This window comes from Cohnella sp. SGD-V74, assembly GCF_003001675.1.
In the GTDB taxonomy this organism is placed as follows: Bacteria; Bacillota; Bacilli; order Paenibacillales; family Paenibacillaceae; genus Cohnella.
Map to the genome: position 1 here is coordinate 13,324 of NZ_PVYW01000032.1, position 21,783 is coordinate 35,106.

Consider the following 21,783-nt stretch of genomic DNA (forward strand, 5'->3'; position numbering starts at 1 on the left):
TTTATGATGAGGTTGGAGGATCCGTATGAACTTTGAGGACATTATTAAGAAAAGCGTATTGACTTTGGAGAGTTTCCAGACCGTCTCGTATTACGAGGCATTCGTCAGTCTGGCTATTTCGTTCGCAATCGGAATGTTTATTTACGCCATCTATCGCAAAACGTTTCGGGGCGTCGTGTACAGTTACAACTACAACGTGTCTTTCGTACTGATCACGATGATTACGACGCTTGTCATCATGACAATCAGCACGAACATCGTCTTGTCGCTTGGCATGGTCGGCGCGCTCAGTATTGTGCGGTTTCGTACCGCGGTTAAAGACCCGCTCGATGTCGTCTATATGTTCTGGGCGTTGGCAGCCGGGATCGCTACGGGCGCCAAAGTCTATCCGATCGCGCTGGGCGGCTCCTTGTTGATCGGCCTTGTCATCGTCTGGCTTAGCAAACGCAAAATCCGAGAGGAAGCTTATCTGCTGATCATCCGCCACACCGACGAAGCCACCGCTTTCCTGCGGACGGAAATAAAGAAGCTCAGCGGCAAGCTGAAATCGAAAAACGTACGCAAAAATTATACGGAAGTGACTTACGAAATCAAGCTGGTAGACGACAACACCTCGTTTCTGCAGTCGATCATTGAAGCACCTGGAGTTAGCGATGCATCCTTGGTTAACTACACCGGGGATTACGCGCAATAGCCGTTCGATGTTCCAGATAATGCACGCCCAAGAAGCCTTCATTCGCGAGGCTTCTTGGGCGTTCTTGGCAGGAGGCTCGTACTTGGGTCAAGTTAGTGGAATTCGAAGCGGTCGCTAAACCTTAGTTAAGGGGATCGTAAGAAAATGTTTATATGCAAAGTTTGTGAATTTGATAAGTTAGAAATGCCACAGTATACCGATGACGGAGGCCCAATGTTTAATATTTGTCCCTGTTGCGGATTTCAATCCGGTTACCATGATCAAGATCAAGATCAAGAGACAACTATAGATGAATACCGTCAATCTTGGATAAATAAAGGAGCATTGTGGGCATTTCCGCCTAAGCCAGCGGTGTGGAATTATAAGGAGCAACTAAAAAATATTAGCCGTTAAATAGTTAAAAGTTATAAAACGAACGATTAGAGCAAACCGGCCTGCCTGCTATTGATTCGTTAGCTGATCAATAAAACTTGCCTATAACCAAACTTTCCATTGTTCCCTTATAAAGGATTGTGCCACACTAAAGTTGTGAATCAGACCTTTAACTTGTTCTTGCGAAAGGAGCGGTTTATTTTTGACTATAAGCCGACTTATGGCTTCTCGCCGCGAAACAACAGCTCCCCAGGAGGCTGCTTGTTCGCGGTATTTTTATGTACACAAACAGTTTTGCAAAAAACGATAGGAGGGCTTCATAATGAGCGAAATAAAAACCGAAACTCTGACACAGGTTTTAAGCAACATGCTCGACACAGAAATAATCCACGTTGATTTCCAAACCGTGCAATTACATGGAGGTACATTGGGGGATGTACAGCTTGTAACGGGCAGTGCAATATCGGCTGACGGCAGGAAATTACCCTACAAAATCGTTTCGAAAACGCAGAAGAAATGGGAACGCTACGGGGACACCGATTCATGGCGCAGGGAGTATGATTTGTATCAATCCAATTTTAGCGCTCTATTTTCCGAAGGATTCCGTTGGCCTGAATGTTACCACGTTGAAATGAACGAAGAAGCAAACGAAACGCGCCTATGGATGGAATATATCGACGGCACATCGGGTTTAGACTTGACCGGTGATAGTTATGAACGCGCTGCCGAGGAATTGGGGCGCTTTCAAGGTAGGTTGTATGCAGAACAGCCAGCTTTTTTGCAGGAACTGACCAACCTGAGCGAAGTGGAGTATATGAAGAACTTCTATCTTCGATATCGGTCATGGAAAAGAGTGTACGACTATATACGCTCCGACGATTGCGAAATTCCGCAACACCTCTGCAAAATGCTCATCGACATCGATGAAGACGCAGATGAAATATTCAACCGTATTGAAAAGCTTCCCATCGTGCTGTGTCATAGGGATTTTTGGGTGGCGAACCTATTCGATTCAGACGGTAAAACCACAGTCATCGACTGGGATACTGCCGGATGGGGCTATTTAGGTGAAGATATAGCAAGCCTTATCGCGGACGAAGCCGATGTTGAGCATATGGTTGAATACTACCGCAGATGCATCCCGGCGTACTTCAAAGGCTTTTCGGAATACGCGGATATTTCGCACATCACGGATGATTGTGTTTATGAGTTGATCTTGCTTATGTTCGGCTACAGGCTCGTCGAGTGGTATATGAACGCAGAGGAGGAAAACAAACTCGAAGAAACGGATGATGAAAAAATGCTGCACATCCATACTCTGCAAAAAATCTATGAGATGGGAATAGATAGATGAACATAACCCTTGAGCCACTGGACAGTAACAATTGGCTGAAAGTCTGCGAATTGTCCGTTTCAGAGGAACAAAAGCAAGTATTTGCTGTCCCCAATGTGTACTGGATCGGGATTAGCCGATATGAAGAACATACCGATCTATTTGCTATAAAATGCGGCGAGGAATACGCGGGCTTGATTGGCGGCGGTTTGGATGAGGACGGCATTAGCGGGTACATCAATCCTCTAATGATAGACGAGCGTTATCAACGTCAAGGCATCGCCGCAGCAACCATGCGTTTGATGATGGATGAGCTCATCGGCAAGTACCATGTCCCCTGCATTCATATCAATCACCGCAAAGAGAATCACGCGGCAGCGAGGTTGTATGAAAGATTTGGTTTTCTCGTCTATTCCGAAACCGAAAAAGAACTTTGCAGGAGCTATAGGGTGGATTATGAGAAAGGACGGCAGCTCACATAAAGAGACGCAATGAGGACTGGGACAAGAAAGCTGGCGAAAAGTCGCCAGCTTTCTTTACAGTCAAGTATCCCGCTTACGATACACTGCCAAAGCAACCACAAACGCACCAAGAGTCCAAGCGACCAAGACGGTAGCCCCGTGTACCGGGGACAGCGCGCTTGCGTCGCCGGGTTGCGGGAACCACATGGCGAGGCCCGCAGTGTCGGGGAGGTATTTCGCGTGAGCGGTTTGCTCTCGCAAGAGCGGGCCGGCGATAAAATAGTAGCCGAGTACGACAATTGCCGCCGGAAGCGTCCGGCGCAGCAAAACTCCGAAGGACGCGCTGATGAGAGTGGTAAGACCGAGGTACCCCGTTACACCTGCAAGGATACCGACAGTGCTTCCCAACTCCACAGGCGCTGAAGCGTCGCCGAGAGCGATTGCGGCGAGCAGGACGCCGGACGTCGCGGTGATGAGTGCGGCAGGGACAACCACGATCATCAGAGCAAGATGCGCGGCAATGAGTTGAAGGCTGCGCCGGGGCATCGCTGTAAGGGTTGTGCGAATTTGCCCTCCGGTATACTCGGAGCAGGAAGCAACGATCCCGAGAACGATGTACCCGGCTTGTATGTAGCTAATCGAGGCTAGTCCGATATCGAGTGCGTTTGGCGTGCCGGTTAAGTCTTGCAATCCGGCGCTGACGAAGGCAGCTGCCAGAACGAGATTGAGGATCAGCGAACCGCCCAAGGTGAGCCATACGGCTGGCAGCGACCACAGCTTGGACAGTTCTGCTGCGAGCGCTTGAACGAACTCCCGGCTGTGAGGCCGGGCGACTTCGGCGCTCATGCGTCCCTCCGGCAAAATACGATGGCGGCAATGATGAGAAGCGCCGCGACCCAGGCTGTCATGACCAGTCCGCCGACGAGCGGGGCAATCTCGACAGTCGAGTCTTCAAGGTTGCGAATAAACATGCGAATTCCGGCCATATCGGGGAAATAGTATGCCAACGATGTAAGACGAGTGAGCAGATAAGTGACGGTGACGACAGAAGTATTCACGATCAGGATAGCGAGCGGAACGATGCCATGACGGGTAAGGACAGTAATCCCAAATGCCAGAAGCGCAGTCAGCACCCAGTAGCAAACGATGCCGGCCAGACGCGGAACGTCCTCGCTTCCGATCTCCGGCGCATGCTCCCCAAGGACGATCCGGATCGCAGCCATCGTAGCGATTGCAGCGGCTGAGGCCAGCACCGCGCTGACCATGGCGACAGCGGTTGCTTTCGCAAACAGGAAGCGGAGGCGGGATGGTATCGCGATCAGGCTGGTCGTAATCTGGCGTCCGCCGCCGGATTCGCCGCTTTCGGCGAAGTACTCGTGGCTGATCGCGACAACGCCAATAATGATCGCGCCGATAACGCCGAACGCCAATTCTTGATAGCCCATGTCGATACCGACGGCTGTGTGATCGCCAAGAGCAATCTCTTTCCGGGTCGATACAGAGTTGAGTGCGGCAATAGCCGTCGGGACAATCATCCCTATGGCTAGCGCAACCCAGACTGATAGAAGGGAGAACAGCTTGGACAACTCGGCAGTAATCGCCCTCATTGCGCGACCCTGCCGCCGTTCGGGGTCGTAAGTGCGAAAAACGCGTTCTCAAGCGTGCCGTGACCGTCAATAACTTCAGCAAGCGTCCCGTCGGCGACGATTCGCCCCTGGTTAATGACAATGACATCGTCAACGGTCTCGGCCAACTCTCCCATCAGATGGCTGGATAACAGCACCGTACGGCCCGTTGCGGCTCGTTCGCGCACCAACGTTCTGATCCAGCGGATGCCTTCCGGATCGAGACCGTTCACAGGTTCGTCCAGAATCAGGACTTCGGGATCGCCGAGCAGCGCGGCAGCGAGCCCGAGTCGGCGCCCCATGCCGAGGGAGTAGCTGCCGACTCGTTGGGACGCAGCATCGGTCAGACCGACGATCGCCAATACTTCGTCGACCCGGGAGCGAGGCAAGCCTGCGGAACGGGCGATCCAGTTCAGATGCGCGCGTCCGGTTCTGGCGCGGTGAGCGCCGGAGCCGTCGAGCAAGGCGCCAACGGTGGCGAGCGGGTTGCGAAGACGCGCGTACGGTACTCCGTTAATAAGCGCTTCGCCTGAAGTGGCGCTGTCAAGCCCTAGCAAAATGCGGAGAGTCGAGCTTTTGCCTGCACCGTTAGGCCCAAGGAAGCCGGTCACCCGGCCGGACCGCGCCTGGAAGCTGATGCCGCTGAGAATCGTGCGGGAACCGCGGCGTTTGACGAGTCGATGGATGGTAAGCATGTGTAGCCCTCCTTCTTAACCTGCTTTTCATTTTAACCGGTTCAGGTTAAATGCCGGGGAGGGCTCCGTTTAAATCCAGTTTAATTTTTCGCTTGGCAGATCGTCACGCTTGTGCCGTTCTCATCCGATACCCAATCCGCCTGAAGCTTCATTTCCTTCAACATATGCGCAGTGATCGCAAGGCCAATACCGGCGCCGCGGTCGGCGGAGGGCTCGTCCATTCCGGGGCCGCGATCTGCGATCGTCAGTCTCTCCAATTCCGCATTCACGGCTATACCGACATATTGGCCGGTTCCAGCATGTCGGAGGATGTTCTGAAACAGATTGTCAAGCACGCGTGTCATCCATTGCGGATCGACTTCCCAGGAGAACGTCGTCCGCAGCGGCAAATCGGCTTCGATGTGGAAGCCCGCCTGCTCGAATGCCGGATACCAGGAGGCGATGGAGGCTCTCGCCAACCGTACAATATCCGTTGGAACGGGGTGATACGGGTATTTGCCCGAGGTGAGCAGCGTGTACGCCAGCAGGTCGTCCATCAGTTCTCCGACGCGTGTAATCGTATGATCGATCGCCCCCAGCGAGTCGCGCCCTTCCACGCTGAGCGGTTCTTTGCTCAACCTTGAGGCGTGTCCGCGAATAACGGTAAGCGGCGTTCGTAAATCGTGCGACAAATTCGCAATCAATCTTCGCCTGAGCGATTCCTCTTCCAGTTCCCGGCGGCGGCTGTCTTCGAGTTGGAGGACCATTCGGTTAAATGACGCTTCCAACTGGCCGATTTCGTCCACGCGCGCGGAGCGAACGGACATAGGGCGGGGAAGCCGGTCGCCGTCTGCAGGGACGGCCATCGCTTCCTGCAGACGGATCAGCCGTTGGCGGAGGCGATAGAAGAATATCCACGAAATGCAGATCAATACGGAAAAGATGAGGCCGATCAGGACCACCATGCTGCGATATTCATAGAGCGTACCCGCTGGTTCTTCGGAAGGAGATACGCCGGCAAACAAGAAAATCGCCAGAAGCGGAAGGGAAATCAGAACTAGAAAATGGAACAGCAAATACCGGCGGAAAAACGATCCAAAACGTTTCATAGCCTGACCCTGTATCCGATGCCTCGAACCGTTTCAACGATTTCCGGCGCGTCCGGGTTTCGTTCCAATTTCTTGCGGAGGTGGCGAATATGGACCATCAGCGTTTTGTCGCCCTCCATGTACGGTTCACCCCAGATCGCTTCAAAAATGTGTTCTTTAGGCAGAATTTGATTGGGCCGGCTCAGAAAATACATCAAAATTTGATGCTGCTTGCCCGTCAGTATAATTTCTTCTCCCGTACTTTCATTCAGCACTGTATTCTCGGTCATGTTCACGACGATATGCTGTCCGAGCTTCAGGCGCTTCGGAATCCCCGATCCGTTTCTGCGAAGCAGAACTTCCACTCTCGCTGCCAACTCGTCGATATGAAAGGGCTTGGTCACATAATCGTCGGCGAACTTAAGCCCCGCCAGCTTATCATCGACAGCCGACCGAGCGGACAGGAGCAAAATCGGTACCGACGGGGCTGCTCTTTTTAATCGTTGACCGATCGTAAAACCGTCCAGCCCGGGAAGCATAATATCGAGGATGACGACATCTTTCTCAAGCACTTCCCGTTCCGCGCCTTCTCCGGATGTTAGCCACTGTACCGCATAGCCGCGCTGCTCCAATTCCTCCTTGACCCACTGGCCGATTTCCCGGTTGTCTTCAATATAGAGGATGCCTCTCGTTCTTTCGGTTCGAAACTGTTCCGGCGTGTCGGCAGCCATCCATCTCGCATCATTCATTTGCCTTGTCTCCTTCATCGCAACGGGCTCTATCCGCTCAACCTGACCATACGAATATACGAATTGATTTCACAACGATTATACATTTTGCTTATCCAGCGATCAAAACGATTTATAGGGCTTTTCGGATGCTGTCCCGGCAGGAGGCTCGTACTTAGGACAAGTTAGCGTTATAATCTGATTAGAAAGGGGACGGGATCACGATGGAATTCGAAGCGGTAATGCAGCAGCTCGAAGCACTCGGCAAGGAACGGTTAAAGAAGATGTACATGTCCAACGGAGCGCATGAGCCGCTGTTCGGCGTCGCTACAGGCGAGATGAAGCCGATGTCCAGAATCATCAAGAAAAATCAGCCGCTGGCCGAGCAGTTGTATGCTACGGGCAATTACGACGCGATGTATTTTGCCGGAGTTATCGCCGATCCGAAAGCAATGACTGAGGCGGATTTCGATCGGTGGATGGAGACCGCTTATTTCTATATGCTGTCGGACTTCGTCGTCGCGGTTACGCTCTCTGAGACGGACATTGCGCAAGAAGTGTCCGATAAATGGATCGCCAGCGGGGAAGAGCTGAAAATGTCAGCAGGGTGGAACTGCTACTGCTGGCTGCTGGGCAACCGTCCGGATCACGAATTTTCCGAAAACAAGCTTAGGGATATGCTCGAGCTCGTGAGAAACACGATTCACGATCGTCCCGAACGGACCAAATACGCGATGAGCAATTTTATTTACACGGTCGGCGTCTCCTACTTGCCGCTCCATGAGGAAGCGGTCGAGACTGCTAAAGCGATCGGCCAAGTCGAAGTGAAGAAGAAAGTCCTGAACGCTTTGGGGAATATCGAGAAGGCGGAAGCAAGAGGACAACTAGGGTTCAAGCGCAAATATGTAAGGTGTTGAGGCAAGGGGAGGCAGCCAAATGAACGATACGATCCGCTTGCTGCAAAGCCACCGCTCCATCCGCAAATTTTTGACGACTCCGATCGAACAAGACAAGCTGGATGCCATTCTGCACTCCGGACAAATGGCGTCCACTTCGAGCAATATGCAGGCCTACAGCATCATCGGAGTTACCGATGCCGAGCTCAAGAAGCAGCTTGCCGTTCTGTGCGGCAATCAGGTATACATCGAGCAATGTCCGTTTTTCCTCGTATGGTGCGCGGACCTTCACCGACTAAGCGCCGCTTCGGCGATGCACGGGACCGAAGCGCAGACGGACACGACGGAGCATTTTATTATCGCGACCGTCGATGCAGCGCTCGCCGCCCAGAACGCAGCCGTAGCCGCTGAGTCGTTGGGCCTCGGCATCGTCTACATCGGCGGTATCCGCAATCGCATCGCCGAGGTTGCCGAACTGCTTAAGCTGCCGGAGCTCGTCTATCCGGTATTCGGCATGTGCATTGGTTATCCGGATCAATCGCCTATCTCCCGGCCGCGCTTGCCTCTGAGGGCCGTCTATCATCGGGAATCTTATCATACAAATAACGAGCTTGCGGCGATTGCCGAGTATGACGAAGCGACCCGCGAATATATGCTGGCCAGGTCCGAAGGCAGAACGAGCCGCTCTTGGTCGGAGCAGATGGCGGAACGAATGGCGTCTCCTTCGCGTCTGCACATGCAATCTTTCTTAATGAAGCAGGGTTTTCTGAGAAAATAGCCAATGTCCAGGTTCGAGCGTAAGGACGGAACCGGTCATGTACGGCATTTCCCGATCTGCCGGACAACGGCGGAGAAATGGATCGAATATCGCGGGGCTGTCTCGTCAGGTCGACATTGGATCTGGGGGGCGGCCTCTTGCCTATTCCCCCTCTTAATAAATTCTTTAGGATTTTCCCGCCTTATTCTTAAAAACTCTCCTTTATCCTGAAGAAAGATAAGGGAGGATTCGCAGCATGAAAAAACTATTATTCGCGGCAGCAATTGCGCTTATGCTCGGCTACGGGTGGAATGCATTAAAGCCGGCGGGCTCGGATGAAAATAAAATCGTCGTGGTGGAAGGGGAGTCTGCGCGCTGGGAAGAGCCGGAGCCGGAGCCGGAGTCGGCGGAAACGGCGATGCTGGATATCGGTCCGGACGAGGCGCATCAAGGAGATTTGCTGCTCGTCAATTCCCGCCACCCCGTGCCGAAAGGGGCGAAGCTGCCCGACGTCGTTAATCTGTTCGAGCGGCCGGATTTAATGGAAGGAATCGGCGTGTTGGACAACAGCGTCGAGCTGCCGCCGGATCTGCTGCGCAAGTTGGCCGCGATGATCGATGAGGCCAGAGCGGACGGAGTCGATCAATTTCTGATTACGAGCGGCTACAGAGACGAGGAAAAACAAGCCGAGCTGTACGAGAAGATGGGGGCAGACTACGCCAATCCGCCGGGCTACAGCGAGCATAATCTGGGACTGTCGCTCGATGTCGGTTCTTCGCTCGGGCTGATGAAGGACGCGCCGGAGGGCAAGTGGCTGGAGCAGAACGCCTGGAAGCACGGCTTCGTGCTGCGCTATCCGGAGGACAAGACGGAAATAACGGGCGTTAAGCACGAGCCTTGGCATTTTCGCTACGTCGGGCTCCCGCACAGCGCGATCATGCAGAAGCGAGGCATGGTGCTGGAAGAGTATCTGGACTACCTCAAAGAACAAGGACGGATTCAGGCGGAAGTGAACGGAACGGCGTATACCGTGTCCTACTACTCCGTGAAGGCGAGAAAGCCTTTCTCCATTCCGATCGAAGGCAGTTACGAGCTTTCCGGGGACAACATGGGCGGGGTTATCGTTACGACTTGGGGCGCCGGCTCGCCGGGCGCGAAGGAGGCCGGACCTTCGTGAAGCTGAGAACGATCGTGCTGCAAGCGATTCTCGCCGTTTATTTGTATTTTCTAGTTAAAATAATTCTGTTCAAAGGTCATTCCGCGGATGTCTCCTTGTTGACGGAGCAACTGAAGATCGGCTTCCAGGAACCGGCACGCATCCTGACGAGGATCAAGCAGGGAAACCTGATTCCGCTGCATGAAATCACGAGCGCGCTGAACGCCGGTACGGGACACAGCTCGATGAACTTGTATGGAAATTTCTTGATTTTCGTGCCGCTCGGGCTGCTGCTGGCAGCGCTCGGAGCCCGCAAGGGAACGAGGTCCGCCAAGAACGTCTTGGCGATCTCGTTCTTTCTCAGCTTGGCGCTGGAAATGTCCCAGGCGATTTTCTCCATAGGCAGCTTTGACGTGGACGATCTGATTTTGAATACGGCGGGCGGGATGGCCGGCTGCGCGCTGTACGCTCTGTTTGCCAAAGCAGGGCGGAAAAAAGCCGATGAACCGGATTACGAATCCGACACCACCGTTAAAAGTTCTTAAAAAAGGAGCACAAGCCGCTTAAAAAGCCGCATACCCCTTTCCCGTCGCGTGCTCTACAATGGAACACACACAACCGCGCGATCCGATAGCCGTTTCGGAGGATTGCCGGTTTTCAGCCATCTTAGCCGTTGCGGGGGAATGAAGGATGCGGGATCTATTCGACGTAAAAGATTACGGGGCCTCGGGCGACGGAATGACCGTCGATACGAAAGCCATTCAAGCGGCGATCGACGATTGCTTTGAGGCAGGCGGCGGTTATGTCGTGCTGGCCGGAGGCACGTTCGTGACGGGAACGATTGTGTTGAAGTCGAACGTCTATTTGCGGGTGAATCCGTCGGGGACGCTGCTGGCCAGTCCGCATATTGTCGACTATCCGGACGGGACGCATTATAATCGGTATATCAATGAGAAAGAAATGGATAAATGTCTGATCTATGCCGAAGACGCTCACAACATCGGCATCGTCGGCCATGGCGAGATTAATGGAAACGCCGATTGCTTCCCGAACGAGGGCAGCATTTACCGTCCGATGATGATCCGCATGCTCCGCTGTCGCAACGTTCATGTCAAAGGCTTGCGGCTCTATAACTCGGCGGCGTGGACGACGGCTTTCCTGGACAGCGAGAACATCTGGTGCGAAGATTTGGACATTTGCAACGAGAGGCGCTACAACGGGGACGGACTGGATTACGACGGCTGCCGCAACGTGTTTATCGCCAACTGCAAAATTCGCGGCACGGACGACAATCTCTGTCTGCAGGCCAGCAGCAAAGCTTATCCGATGAAAAACGTGCACATTACCAATTGTCACTTTTCTTCCATTTGCGCGGGCATTCGCATCGGACTGAAGTCGATCGGAGACATCTCCAACGTCGCCATCCGCAACTGTACGTTCGAGAACGTATGGCGCGAAGGGATCAAAATCGAATGCACCGAAGGCGGCAGCATTACCGACATCGTCGCCCAAGGGCTGGTCATGCGGAACGTCCGGCGGCCGGTTTTCGTGCTGCTGAACAATCGTCTGGACGTCATCGGCTCCTCTGTCGGCCTGGAACGGATGCCGGAGATCGGCGCGTTGGAGCGGATCTCGCTCTCCGATCTCGTCTGCACGGACGACGAGGAGATGCACCGTACCCACTACCGCTTCGCCGACGATGTTATGGGCAGTCCCGCCTTTAACGGCATTCGCGTCGATGCCTGCGCCGATCGCCCGATCCGCGATCTGACGCTCAGAAACGTGACCTACACATTCGTAGGCGGCGTCAAAAGAGAGGATATTCCCTCCGAATATCCGCAGGTTTGGGACATGCGGCTCGAGCATCCGGAGGAAGTGTCCGAAAACTATTACCCGGACTGGAGCCGGGCGACGTTCATGGATGTCCGCAACGTCGAGCGGCTTGTGCTGGACGGGCTGAAGCTCCATGCTCTGCGTGAGGATACGAGAGAAGATTACTTCGTGGAAAATTGCACAACCTTAAAGAAAGACATCGCGGTATATTGAATAACGGGAGAGCTGGAACAGGGGCACGAGACCATTCGCGTCCCTGTTTTGGCGTTATGGACGAGACGATCCGGGAAGGGGGTAGCCGCATGAAAATAACCGTAGTGCTCGCCGACGACGAACCGATTATTTTGAAGGGGCTCGGCAAGCTGATTCCGTGGGAAGAGTATGGGATGGAGATCGTCGGTTACGCCTATGACGGGAAGGAGCTGCTGGAGACGATCGAAGCGCTCAAGCCCGACATCGTCATTAGCGACATCAGCATGCCTCACTATAGCGGCATCGACATCATTAAAGAAATCAAGCGGCGCGAGCTGCCGATCAAAACCGTGTTTATCAGCGCCTATCAGGAGTTTTCGTACGCGCGCGATGCCGTTGCTTACGGAGCTGTCGATTACCTGGTCAAGCCCGTCAAGAAGTCGGAGCTTGAAGCAGTCATTGCCAAGACGCTGTCCCTGATCCGCGAGGAAAACGAGGAGGATCGCCGCAGGCGCAAGCTGGACCAGTTGGAGCGGAAAAACCGCGACGGGGAAGTGGACGTATGGGTGGAGCAGTTGGCGGAGGGCGTGTTGTCGGAGCACTCGGAAGGCTACGCGTACTTGCGCAATCAGCTTGCCGGACCTCTGTATGCGGCGGGTATTGTCGGGATCGATCCGACGGGCAACGATAACGAACGCTGGCCCGCGGCCACGCAGAAGCTGGTCGAATTCGCCGTCCGCAATATCGTGCAAGAGAGCGTTGAAGCTGTCGGCGCCGGATATTCGTTCGTCCGGGCGGGGAAGCATGTTTTCGTGCTGAGCTGCGAGGAGCCGGGCGTCCCGATGGAGCTGGCGTCGGCGATCAGGGACAACATTCTTAATTTTCTCAAATTGAAGGTTTCTGTCGGAGTAGGCGATCCCGTCCGCGTCCTGTCCCAAGTGCGCGTCTCGCGCGAGCAAGCGGAACAGGCGCTGGAGATGACCTATTTTACCGGACTGAACCGGGCGATCGGCTATCGCGTGCGCGAACAGCGCAAAGACAGCGAGAACGAATGGTTCACGCTTCAATCCGAGATCGTGAAAGGGCTGACCGAGGGCGCATGGGATCATGCGCTGTCCACGATGAGGGCGCTGCTGCAGGTCATCAAGGCCGCGACGATCGGCAACCGCCAGCTTGCCGTGTCCACCTGCTTCTCTTCGATTCTGTACATCGTGCAGGAAGTGAAAAAGTCCGACGTGCCGATGTCCGATCTGGGCTTCGACATTCAGCATCTGCAAAGCCGATTGAGACAATACGAGACGTACGAGGCGATGTGCGGCGGCATTGTCGACATGCTCCAGGAGTTGTACGACCGGATCGGGGACAAGCCGGCCGGCAAGGAGCAAACGTTGATCGCCCGAATCGTCCGGTACATCGAAGCTCATTATACGGAGGACGTTTCGCTGGAATCGGTCGCCGCGATCGCTTTTATGAACCCTTATTATTTCAGCAGCTTCTTCAAGAAGCATACGAAGCGCAATTTCAAGCAGTATGTCACCGACTTGCGAATGGAGCAGGCCGTCCAACTGCTTAAGACGACCGATCTGATGGTGTACGAGATCGCGGAGAAGGTCGGCTACAACAATGCGAGGCATTTCAGCGACATGTTCAAGAAGCATACGGGCAAGCTGCCGCAGGAATTCAAGCAATCTCTCAGGGACTGAGCGAGGGGGATCGCGGGACGCGCGCTTGTCATCCAGATTGCCGGGGGGAACGCCATGTCTTTCGTACGAAAATGGTGGAACAGCGTCTTCGTCAAATTTTCGGCCGCATTTTTGCTGGTCGGCCTGGTGCCGCTCATCGCGCTGAGCATCTTTTCTTTGCAAGCGTTCACAGGGCACGTTCAGCAGTTTACGGTCAACAATCTGAAGCAGATGTCGCTTTATTTGAGCTATAACGTCAACAACTTCTTTTCCGATTACGACGACATTACCCGCCTGATGTATACGGGAAGATACGAGGGCTATTCGCATACAATCTCCGTCAACCAGACCGCCAACGTGAACGAGTACGAGCAGATCAACAGCATTCCGATCGCCGCTTTTCTAAGAACGGTGCTCTACAGCGACAAACATATCCGCAGCGTGTATTTCGTCCGCTCGCTGGACGGCAAGCTGTATTTCCAGACGAGGCAGAGCAAGCCGTTGCTGGAAGAGAAGCTGCCTGTCGCGGAGTGGCTGCAGCCGCTCGCGGAGAAACCGAACCATCTGTCGATCTACCCGACCCACGGTGAGCACTATTACAATTCTCCCGACCGGCGCGTCATTACGTTCGGGCGCAATCTGATCGACATCTCCGGCACGCTGACTGCGGAACCGAAGGTGGTGGGCAGCCTGTTTATCGACGTCGACGCGGGGGTTCTGGACAGCTTTTTCCAGGAGATGAATCTGAACAAGGACGACGAGCTGTACGTGCTGGACGGGGCCAATCGGATTTATTACAGCAACCGGACGGATCGGGAAAAGGCGAGCGAAGAGGCGGCGGAGACAGCGCCCGAGCGCTTCGACGACGAAGATTATCTCGTGTTCAGCGACGAGATTCCTTACTTGTCGGGGCAAGTGCTCATGCGCGTGTCCGAGCGAAGCCTGTTCGCCCAACTGACCTCCACGCAATCGGCCGTCTATCTCGCCATCGTCGTCTGCGCGATCGCGCTGCTGGCTATGGGCACGCTGCTGTCCAGGCGGCTCGCTTCGCCGATCCGCGACGTGCTGCAGCATATGAACAAAGTGGAGATGGGCAATCTGGATACGCAGATCGAATCCTACGGCAAAGACGAGCTCGGCCGGCTGGCGTTCGGATTCAACCGGATGGTGGAACGGCTCAAAATATTCATCAACGACGCCTACGTCGCGGAAATCAAACAGAAGCAAGCGGAGCTGAACGCGCTGAAAAGCCAGATCCGCCCGCATTATTTGTACAACACGCTGGAAGTGATCCGCATGAACGCGGTCTACAACGACGACGGCGAAGTGGCCGACATGATTCTTGCCCTGTCCAATCAGTTGAAGTACGTGATCGATTACGGCGAGGATTGGGTTACTGTACGGGAGGAGATCGACCATCTGAACGATTATTTTCATATTATCCGCGTCCGTTACGAGAATCGGATCGACCTTCGGCTGAACGTCGCCGACGACGTGCGCATGGACTTCCCGATCTTGAAGCTGTCGCTGCAGCCGATCGTAGAGAATGCGATCCAGCACGGCATTCGGCCCAAGGGCGGCAAAGGCAGCGTACTTGTCACAATGGAGCGGGCCGGCGACACGCTGTCCGTCACCGTATACGACGACGGCGTCGGCATGAGCGAGACTCAATTGCAGCGGTTGAAGGACCAGCTCGCGGAGACGAAAGCCCCGAGCAAAAACGTAGGCTTGAAAAACGTGTGCGACCGGATCAAAACGGTGTGCGGCGACGGCTACGGGCTGGAGATCAGCAGCATGGAGCATGTCGGCACGTCGGTCAGGCTGAGCTTTCCTGTCAGGAAGATATGAGGCCAAACGCTTAAATCTCCCACACATGGGGCTTAAGAAACTTCATTTCACAAGCGAAAGCCCGATGCTAAGCTTATAACCAAGGACAACGATCCTTACAGAAGCAACATCCAAAGGGAGGCAAATCCAAACATGGCAAGCAAACGGTTACTGAAATTGGCATCCGGCATTTTGTCGGCATCGCTCGTGTTGACGGCTTGCGGCGGCAACAACGGCAACAGCGGCAGCAGCAGCTCTCCGAGTCCTTCGCCGAGCGCGTCGTCCGGCTCAAGCTCTCCGCAAGCGTCGCAAGACACGCCGACTCCGGTAACGCTTTCGATCGGATATGCGACGGGTGACCCTGCGGGGAAAAAGGCGATCGAAGACGTCCTCGACGCGTTCAGCGCGGCGTATCCGCACATCACGATCAAAAACCTGAGCGAAACGACAAGCGATTCCTATCTGGACTGGCTGAAGACGAAGGATGCGGTCGGCGAGTTCCCGGACGTCGTCGAAATGAGGGACACGAAGGTGTTCGCAGACGCCGGCAAGCTGGCCGAGCTGCCGGAGGAGCTTCACGGCCTGTTCTCCTACCTGCCTTCCTACGAAGGCAAATATTATAACGCGCCGCTCTCCGCCAACGCGCCGAACGGCATTCTGTACAGCAAGAAAGCGTATGCCGACGCCGGCGTGACGGAGCTTCCAAAAACGTACGACGAGTTCATAGCAATCCAGGAAAAGCTGTTGGCTTCGGGTACCTCCCCGATCGTGGTCGGCGGCAAAGATTTGTGGCATATGGGCTTCTGGGTCAACTACTTCCTCATCAGCCAGGTGTACGCAAAGGATCCGGACTGGAACTCCAAGCGTACGGCGCAAACGGCGAGCTTCACTGACGCGCAGGTTGTTCAGGCCATTACCGACTACAAGGAGCTGTTCTCCAAGTATGTAGACAAAGGCTGGCTCAGCACCGCCGACAACCAGACGGCTTCGATTCTCGTGTCGGGCAAGGCGGCGCAATTGTTCTCGGGACCGTGGATGATCGGACAGATTTTGGAGGCCGACCCGAACTTCGAGCTGGGCTTCTACGCTTTGCCGGACCGGGAAGGCAAGACGACTGTCGTCGGCCTGCCGGGCCTCTCGGGATGGTCGCTGTCTTCGGAAGCGGCCAAGGATTCGAACAAGGTTGAAGCGTTTTCGGCCTTCGTCAAGTTTTTCTTCGATCCCGCCCAGTATAAGACGTTTATCGAAAACAGCGGAAGCATTCCTTCCACTTCGGCGAAGATGGACATCGAGGCGAACGAGATCATGCAGCAGGTGCTCGCGATCGCGGCCGATCCCGGCATCCAAAAGTCGATGATGATCAATCAATGGTATGGCGAGAACGCGATTCCTCCGCAGTTCCGCAACTGGTATTACAAGCTGCTTCAGGAGCTCATCGTCAATAAGGGGGACGTCGCCGAATACATGAAGCAGGCCGACGCCGAATACGACAGCAACGTGAAGGCCAATCAGCAATAACGGATACAAGCGGACCGAGATGAAGGAACAGACAACCTCTGCCGGTTGAGGCGGAGGTTGTTTTAATCAGTGATTCAAAAAGTAAAAAATTCGCTGTACTTTTCTGAATGACCTCCGACAAAAACTCGATTTTGCATCTGGAGGACGCAAAGGCATTTTGCTTGACGGGCACAGTCTACTAAGGAAGGCGGGAGAGAGCCGTGAGCGCTTCGTTCGTTAAAACCAAAAGAAAGACGTGGTGGAAAGATTACGCGTTGTGGTTCATTTTGCCGGCGTTTGCGCTGTACAGTGTATTCGTCATCTGGCCGACTCTGAGCAGCATTAACTTGAGCTTTACGTCCTGGGACGGCATCAACCCGGACATTCGCTATATCGGCTTCGAGAACTTTAAAGAAATGTGGAACAGCCCCCGCGTGCACAACGCTTTAATAAATACGATTTATTTGGCGATCGCGCTCGTCCTGCTCGAAAACATCGTGGCGCTCGCTCTGGCGGTGCTGGTCGACAAGGTTCGCTGGTTCCGCAATTTGTTTCGCAGCATCTTCTATTTTCCGGTGCTGATGAGCGGCATCATTATGGGTTTCATCTGGATGATCATCCTGAATTACAATTTCGGCGTCGTGAACCAACTGCTGGATGCGATCGGGCTCGGAAATTTGAAAACGGACTGGCTCGGCAACCCCGACTTCGCCTTGCTCTCGATCATTTTGTCGACGGTGTGGAAGGCGGCCGGTTACTATATGATCATTTATTTGGCCGGACTGCAAGGCATTCCCCAGGAGCTGATGGAGGCGGCCAGCATCGACGGGGCAGGGAGATGGAAGCAATTCCGCCATATTACGTTCCCGCTGCTCGCCGGAGCGACAACGGTCTGCGTGATGCTGTCGATGATCGGCTCGCTCAAGATGTTTGATCAGATCGCGGTCATGACCAACGGCGGACCGGGCTTCGCGACCGAAACACTGACCTACATCATTTACAGAGTCGCCTTCGGAGAAGGGCGGCAAGGCTTCGGAACGGCGCTGGCGCTCGTGCTGTTCATTCTCATTCTGCTCATTTCGCTCGTTCAGATCAAAGTGCTCCGCAAGAGAGAGGTGCAAATGTGAGATGAGAAAAACGAAAGCGCGAATCCGGCCTGGAGACGTCGTCCTGTTCGCCGTAACGTTGATCGTCGCGATCCTGTTCGCTTTTCCGATCTACTTCAACATTATGTCGGCGTTTAAAACGAACGGGGAAATTTTGCGGGATGCGATCGCGTTTCCCAGCGGCTTTTATCTGGAAAGCTTCAAGTATTTGTTAACTAAGACGGACTATCCGAAGGCGATCTCCAACAGCGCGATTTTGACCGCCGGGTCCATTATTTGCATGATCTTCATTATTCCGATGGCGGCGTATGGCATCGAACGCAAAAACAGCAAGTGGACGAACGGCGTGTATATTTATTTTCTGTTCGGCATGATGATTCCGTTTCAGGTGTATATGATTCCGTTGTTCAAGCAGTTGAAGACGATGGGGCTGTTCGGCAATCTCGCGGGACCGATCCTGATCTACATCGCCGGCTCCGTCGGCTTCGGCGTTCTGCTGTACACCAGCTTCCTGAAGGGCATTCCGCGGGAGATCGAGGAGTCCGCCGAGATCGACGGATGTTCGCGAATCGGCATTTTCTGGCGTGTCGTCTTTCCGCTGCTCGGCCCCGTGACCGCCAGCATGGTTGTGCTTCAAGGGCTCGGCATCTGGAACGACTTCCTGATGCCGATGCTGGTGCTGCCTTCCGGCGAGCCGAAGACGATGATCGTCGAGCTGTTCTTCTACGTCGGCGAATTTTCGTCGCGGTGGGACATGATTTTCGCGGGTACGACGATGTCGCTCGTGCCGGTGCTGATCGCGTTCCTGTCGCTGCAGAAGTATTTCGTCAAAGGTGTGTCGTCAGGTGCGATTAAGGGCTGATTCAATTATGAAGAGGCCGGTTTAGCAAACAGAGAGAGGGTTTATTCATGGCGCTGATAACGGGTGAGGACAAGGTTTGGCTTGACGGCGTAATCGGGAAAATCACGCAAAAAATGGACTGGGTCAGCGAGAAATCGCGGCACAAAATTCCGTACACGACGATAGACGGAACCTACGACGATCGTTCGGTCAGCAACCCGTCCGGCGACGTCGCGGACGGCATCTGCTGGTGGACGAACGGCTTCTGGGGCGGCATGATGTGGCTGATGCATCACGAGACCGGCGACGATAAGTACAAAGAGATCGCCCAAATCTCCGAAGCCAAGCTGGACCGCTGCTTTCAGGAGTTCTACGGTCTGCATCACGACGTAGGCTTCATGTGGCTGCCGACCAGCGTGGCCAACTATCGGGTGACGGGCAACCCGGAGTCGCGCAAGCGAGCGCTGCATGCCGCCAACTTGCTTGCCGGCCGGTTTAACCTGGCCGGAGGCTTCATCCGCGCATGGAACGATCTGGAGGACAACGATACGCGGGGCTGGGCGATCATCGACTGCATGCTCAACATTCCGCTGCTCTACTGGGCTTCGGAGGAGATGGGCGATCCGCGCTTTAAGCAAATCGCCATGAAGCATGCCGATACGTCAATGGAAGCTTTCGTCCGACCGGACGGATCGGTCAATCATATCGTCGAGTTCGATCCGCATCAAGGCGGTGTGGTGAAAACGTACGGCGGACAGGGCTACGAGGAGGGCTCGTCCTGGACGAGAGGACAGACGTGGGCGCTGTACGGATTCATGATGAGCTACACTCATACGGGCAAAGCGGAATATTTGCATACGGCGAAGCGGATCGCGCATTATTTTATCGCCAACATTCCGGACAGCGGCGTCATTCCAGTCGACTTCCGGCAGCCGGCGGAGCCTCGGCGCGAGGACGACACGGCCGCCGCGATCGCGGCGTGCGGGCTGATCGAAATCGCCAAAGCCGTCGGCACTTACGAGAAGGATGTCTATCTGAATGCGGCGCTTAAGCTGCTGCGAGCGTTGGACAAATCCCGCAGCGACTGGTCGGAGAGCTCCGACGCCATCCTGCAGAACGGCTCCGGCGCCTATCACGCCGCAGCCCATCATCATGCCATCATTTACGGCGACTATTACTTCATGGAAGCCGTCTTCAAATTGAAAGGCGACGATCTGTATCTGTGGTAAGAAATGCCGGCTGCGGCCGGAGGAGGAATGATCGAATGGGGGAAATCCGCAACCCCGTATTGCGGGGCTTTAATCCGGACGCATCCATGCTTCGCGTCGGCGAAGACTATTATATCGCGACGTCCACCTTCGAATGGTTTCCGGGCGTGCAGATTCACCATTCGCGCGATCTGGTTCACTGGCGGCTGCTGTCGCGTCCGCTCGACCGCGCGTCTGTGCTCGATCTTCGCGGCGTTCCAAGCTCCGGAGGCATCTGGGCGCCCGCGCTGACGTACGACAACGGCACGTTCTATTTAATGATTACGAACGTCGTCGGACGCCGGGGCGTGTTCAAGGATTTGCATAACTATTTGCTGACGGCGACTGACATTGCAGGGCCGTGGTCGGAGCCGCTTTATCTGAACAGCAGCGGCTTCGATCCGTTCCTGTTCCATGACGATGACGGGAGCAAATGGCTGCTGAACATGCGCTGGGATTTCCGCCAAGGGAAAAACCGTTTCGGCGGGGTGGTTATGCAGCAATTTTCGCCGGAGCAAGGAGCGCTTGTCGGTCCTGTACGGACGATTGCCACGGGGACGCCGCTTGGCGTTACCGAAGGGCCGTTCATGTTCAAACGGAACGGTTGGTACTACCTGCTGCTGGCCGAGGGCGGCACCGGGTGGAATCACGCGGCGACGCTGGCGCGGTCGCGGCGTATCGAAGGTCCGTACGAATACGATCCGGACTATCCGTTGATCACGACGATCGATCGGCCCGAGCATCCGCTGCAGAAGGCCGGACACGGCGCTGTCGTGGAGACGCAGAACGGCGAATGGTATTTATCCTTTATATGCGCTCGTCCCTTGCCGGGAAGACGTCTGTGTCCGCTTGGACGCGAAACCGGACTCGTCCGCGTGGAATGGACCGAGGACGGTTGGCTGCGTCTTGCCGGCGGCGGCAAAGCGCCGGACTTGATCTCGGACGGCCCGAACCTGCCTCCGCATCCGTTTCCCGCTCTGCCGGAGACGGACGATTTCGACGAACCGCAGCTTGGCGGCCAGTATTTCACGCTGCGCGTGCCTGCGGACGACGAATGGCTCAGTTTGTCTGAGCGTCCGGGATATTTGCGGCTGCGCGGACGGGAGTCGCTGTTCTCCTGGTTTCAGCAGAGCATGGTGGCCAGAAGGCTGACCGATTTCAGCTGCGAGGCCGAAATCTGCGTGGAGTTCGAGCCGGAGCATTTTAATCAAATGGCCGGGTTAACGCTCTATTACGACGAGTCGGATCATTTTTATTTGCGGGTGAGCCGGGACGAAGAGAGGGGCAAGCACGTCGCGCTCGTTACGACCCGATCAGGCCAATACGATGAGCCGGAAGGGGCCGTCGTGTCGGCCGAGGGGTGGACGCGCTGTTATTTGAAGGTTAGCGTCGAGGTGGATCGCGTCCGGTTTTTCTGCTCTCCGGACGGGGAACAATGGCAGGCCGTCGGCCCCGAGCTCGATTTGGGACAGCTCTCTGACGAATACGAGGGCAAGCTCGGATTCACCGGAACGCTGATCGGCTTGTGCGCGCAGGATTTATCGGGGACGATGAAGCATGCGGATTTCGACTATTTCCGATACGTAGGCCGCGACGACGAATAGGAACATGCCAGGCGGAGACGCCAAGCTGTACGCTCGAGGCAGGGGGCGGGCATGGCTTGGGCTTGGGCCGTCGAGGCACTTTTTTGGCCTCGAGCACGCGGTCACGTGTCTGCCGAGGCACTTTTTTGGCCTCGGACCCTGCCGGTGTCTCTCGGGCGCGTACCGTCGAG

21 protein-coding genes are annotated in these 21,783 nt (G+C 55.0%); 16 read left to right on the top strand and 5 right to left on the bottom strand.

Features of this window, described 5'->3' with window-relative positions; translation table 11 throughout:
• The first annotated feature begins 25 nt into the window (after positions 1-25).
• From B0G52_RS32960 to B0G52_RS32975, 4 genes are all read left to right on the top strand, one after another.
• The gene (locus B0G52_RS32960) at positions 26-694 is read left to right on the top strand and encodes a DUF4956 domain-containing protein (RefSeq protein ID WP_094050688.1); all 669 of its coding nucleotides are present in this window, start codon (positions 26-28) and stop codon (positions 692-694) included.
• A gap of 144 nt (positions 695-838) precedes the next feature.
• The gene (locus tag B0G52_RS32965; RefSeq protein ID WP_094050689.1) at positions 839-1,087 is read left to right on the top strand and encodes a hypothetical protein; all 249 of its coding nucleotides are present in this window, start codon (positions 839-841) and stop codon (positions 1,085-1,087) included.
• Positions 1,088-1,388: 301 nt separating this feature from the next.
• The gene (locus tag B0G52_RS32970) at positions 1,389-2,420 is read left to right on the top strand and encodes an aminoglycoside phosphotransferase family protein (protein ID WP_094050690.1); all 1,032 of its coding nucleotides are present in this window, start codon (positions 1,389-1,391) and stop codon (positions 2,418-2,420) included.
• Positions 2,417-2,881: a GNAT family N-acetyltransferase gene (locus B0G52_RS32975; protein ID WP_094050691.1), complete on the top strand. Its 465-nt coding sequence runs from the start codon at positions 2,417-2,419 to the stop codon at positions 2,879-2,881. The genes B0G52_RS32970 and B0G52_RS32975 overlap by 4 nt, the downstream gene beginning before the upstream one ends.
• Before the next feature lie 60 nt (positions 2,882-2,941).
• Here the strand turns inward: B0G52_RS32975 and B0G52_RS32980 are convergent, their stop codons facing one another.
• From B0G52_RS32980 to B0G52_RS33000, 5 genes are all read right to left on the bottom strand, one after another.
• Positions 2,942-3,706 (bottom strand): ABC transporter permease, encoded by a 765-nt coding sequence (locus B0G52_RS32980; protein ID WP_094050692.1) that lies wholly within the window; start codon positions 3,704-3,706, stop codon positions 2,942-2,944.
• Positions 3,703-4,467, bottom strand: coding sequence for an ABC transporter permease (locus B0G52_RS32985; RefSeq protein ID WP_094050693.1), 765 nt, complete (start codon positions 4,465-4,467; stop codon positions 3,703-3,705). Before B0G52_RS32985 ends, B0G52_RS32980 begins: the two co-directional genes overlap by 4 nt.
• Positions 4,464-5,180 carry an ABC transporter ATP-binding protein gene (locus B0G52_RS32990; RefSeq protein ID WP_094050694.1) on the bottom strand — a complete coding sequence of 239 codons (717 nt, stop codon included), beginning with the start codon at positions 5,178-5,180 and terminating at the stop codon, positions 4,464-4,466. The genes B0G52_RS32985 and B0G52_RS32990 overlap by 4 nt, the downstream gene beginning before the upstream one ends.
• 80 nt (positions 5,181-5,260) lie before the next feature.
• Positions 5,261-6,268: a HAMP domain-containing sensor histidine kinase gene (locus tag B0G52_RS32995; protein WP_094050695.1), complete on the bottom strand. Its 1,008-nt coding sequence runs from the start codon at positions 6,266-6,268 to the stop codon at positions 5,261-5,263.
• The gene (locus B0G52_RS33000; protein ID WP_094050737.1) at positions 6,265-6,978 is read right to left on the bottom strand and encodes a response regulator transcription factor; all 714 of its coding nucleotides are present in this window, start codon (positions 6,976-6,978) and stop codon (positions 6,265-6,267) included. The genes B0G52_RS32995 and B0G52_RS33000 overlap by 4 nt, the downstream gene beginning before the upstream one ends.
• Positions 6,979-7,199: 221 nt before the next feature.
• Between B0G52_RS33000 and B0G52_RS33005 the strand changes: the two genes are divergently transcribed.
• The 12 genes from B0G52_RS33005 to B0G52_RS33060 all read left to right on the top strand — a co-directional run bounded on the left by B0G52_RS33005 (position 7,200) and on the right by B0G52_RS33060 (position 21,613).
• Positions 7,200-7,892: a DNA alkylation repair protein gene (locus B0G52_RS33005; RefSeq protein WP_094050696.1), complete on the top strand. Its 693-nt coding sequence runs from the start codon at positions 7,200-7,202 to the stop codon at positions 7,890-7,892.
• Between the two features lie 19 nt (positions 7,893-7,911).
• Positions 7,912-8,649: an oxygen-insensitive NADPH nitroreductase gene (gene nfsA, locus B0G52_RS33010; protein WP_094050697.1), complete on the top strand. Its 738-nt coding sequence runs from the start codon at positions 7,912-7,914 to the stop codon at positions 8,647-8,649.
• 235 nt (positions 8,650-8,884) lie between these two features.
• Positions 8,885-9,805 (top strand): M15 family metallopeptidase, encoded by a 921-nt coding sequence (locus B0G52_RS33015; RefSeq protein WP_094050698.1) that lies wholly within the window; start codon positions 8,885-8,887, stop codon positions 9,803-9,805.
• The gene (locus B0G52_RS33020) at positions 9,802-10,329 is read left to right on the top strand and encodes a VanZ family protein (protein WP_158223984.1); all 528 of its coding nucleotides are present in this window, start codon (positions 9,802-9,804) and stop codon (positions 10,327-10,329) included. The genes B0G52_RS33015 and B0G52_RS33020 overlap by 4 nt, the downstream gene beginning before the upstream one ends.
• Positions 10,330-10,474: 145 nt before the next feature.
• Positions 10,475-11,830 (top strand): glycoside hydrolase family 28 protein, encoded by a 1,356-nt coding sequence (locus B0G52_RS33025; protein ID WP_094050700.1) that lies wholly within the window; start codon positions 10,475-10,477, stop codon positions 11,828-11,830.
• 89 nt (positions 11,831-11,919) lie between these two features.
• On the top strand, positions 11,920-13,512 hold the full coding sequence (locus tag B0G52_RS33030; protein ID WP_158223985.1) for a response regulator: 1,593 nt from the start codon (positions 11,920-11,922) through the stop codon (positions 13,510-13,512).
• A gap of 54 nt (positions 13,513-13,566) precedes the next feature.
• Complete coding sequence (locus tag B0G52_RS33035) at positions 13,567-15,339, top strand: cache domain-containing sensor histidine kinase (RefSeq protein WP_094050702.1); 1,773 nt, start codon at positions 13,567-13,569, stop codon at positions 15,337-15,339.
• Positions 15,340-15,471: 132 nt separating this feature from the next.
• Positions 15,472-16,836 carry an ABC transporter substrate-binding protein gene (locus B0G52_RS33040; protein ID WP_094050703.1) on the top strand — a complete coding sequence of 455 codons (1,365 nt, stop codon included), beginning with the start codon at positions 15,472-15,474 and terminating at the stop codon, positions 16,834-16,836.
• Between the two features lie 200 nt (positions 16,837-17,036).
• A complete protein-coding gene (locus B0G52_RS33045; protein WP_094050704.1) occupies positions 17,037-17,942 on the top strand; it encodes a carbohydrate ABC transporter permease in 906 nt (301 codons plus the stop codon).
• A 1-nt stretch (position 17,943) separates the two neighbouring features.
• Positions 17,944-18,783 carry a carbohydrate ABC transporter permease gene (locus B0G52_RS33050; RefSeq protein ID WP_094050705.1) on the top strand — a complete coding sequence of 280 codons (840 nt, stop codon included), beginning with the start codon at positions 17,944-17,946 and terminating at the stop codon, positions 18,781-18,783.
• Positions 18,784-18,830: 47 nt separating this feature from the next.
• Entirely contained in the window at positions 18,831-19,991 is a 1,161-nt protein-coding gene (locus B0G52_RS33055; RefSeq protein ID WP_094050706.1) for a glycoside hydrolase family 88 protein, read from the top strand.
• Between the two features lie 35 nt (positions 19,992-20,026).
• Positions 20,027-21,613: a glycoside hydrolase family 43 protein gene (locus B0G52_RS33060; protein WP_094050707.1), complete on the top strand. Its 1,587-nt coding sequence runs from the start codon at positions 20,027-20,029 to the stop codon at positions 21,611-21,613.
• Positions 21,614-21,783: the final 170 nt, after the last annotated feature.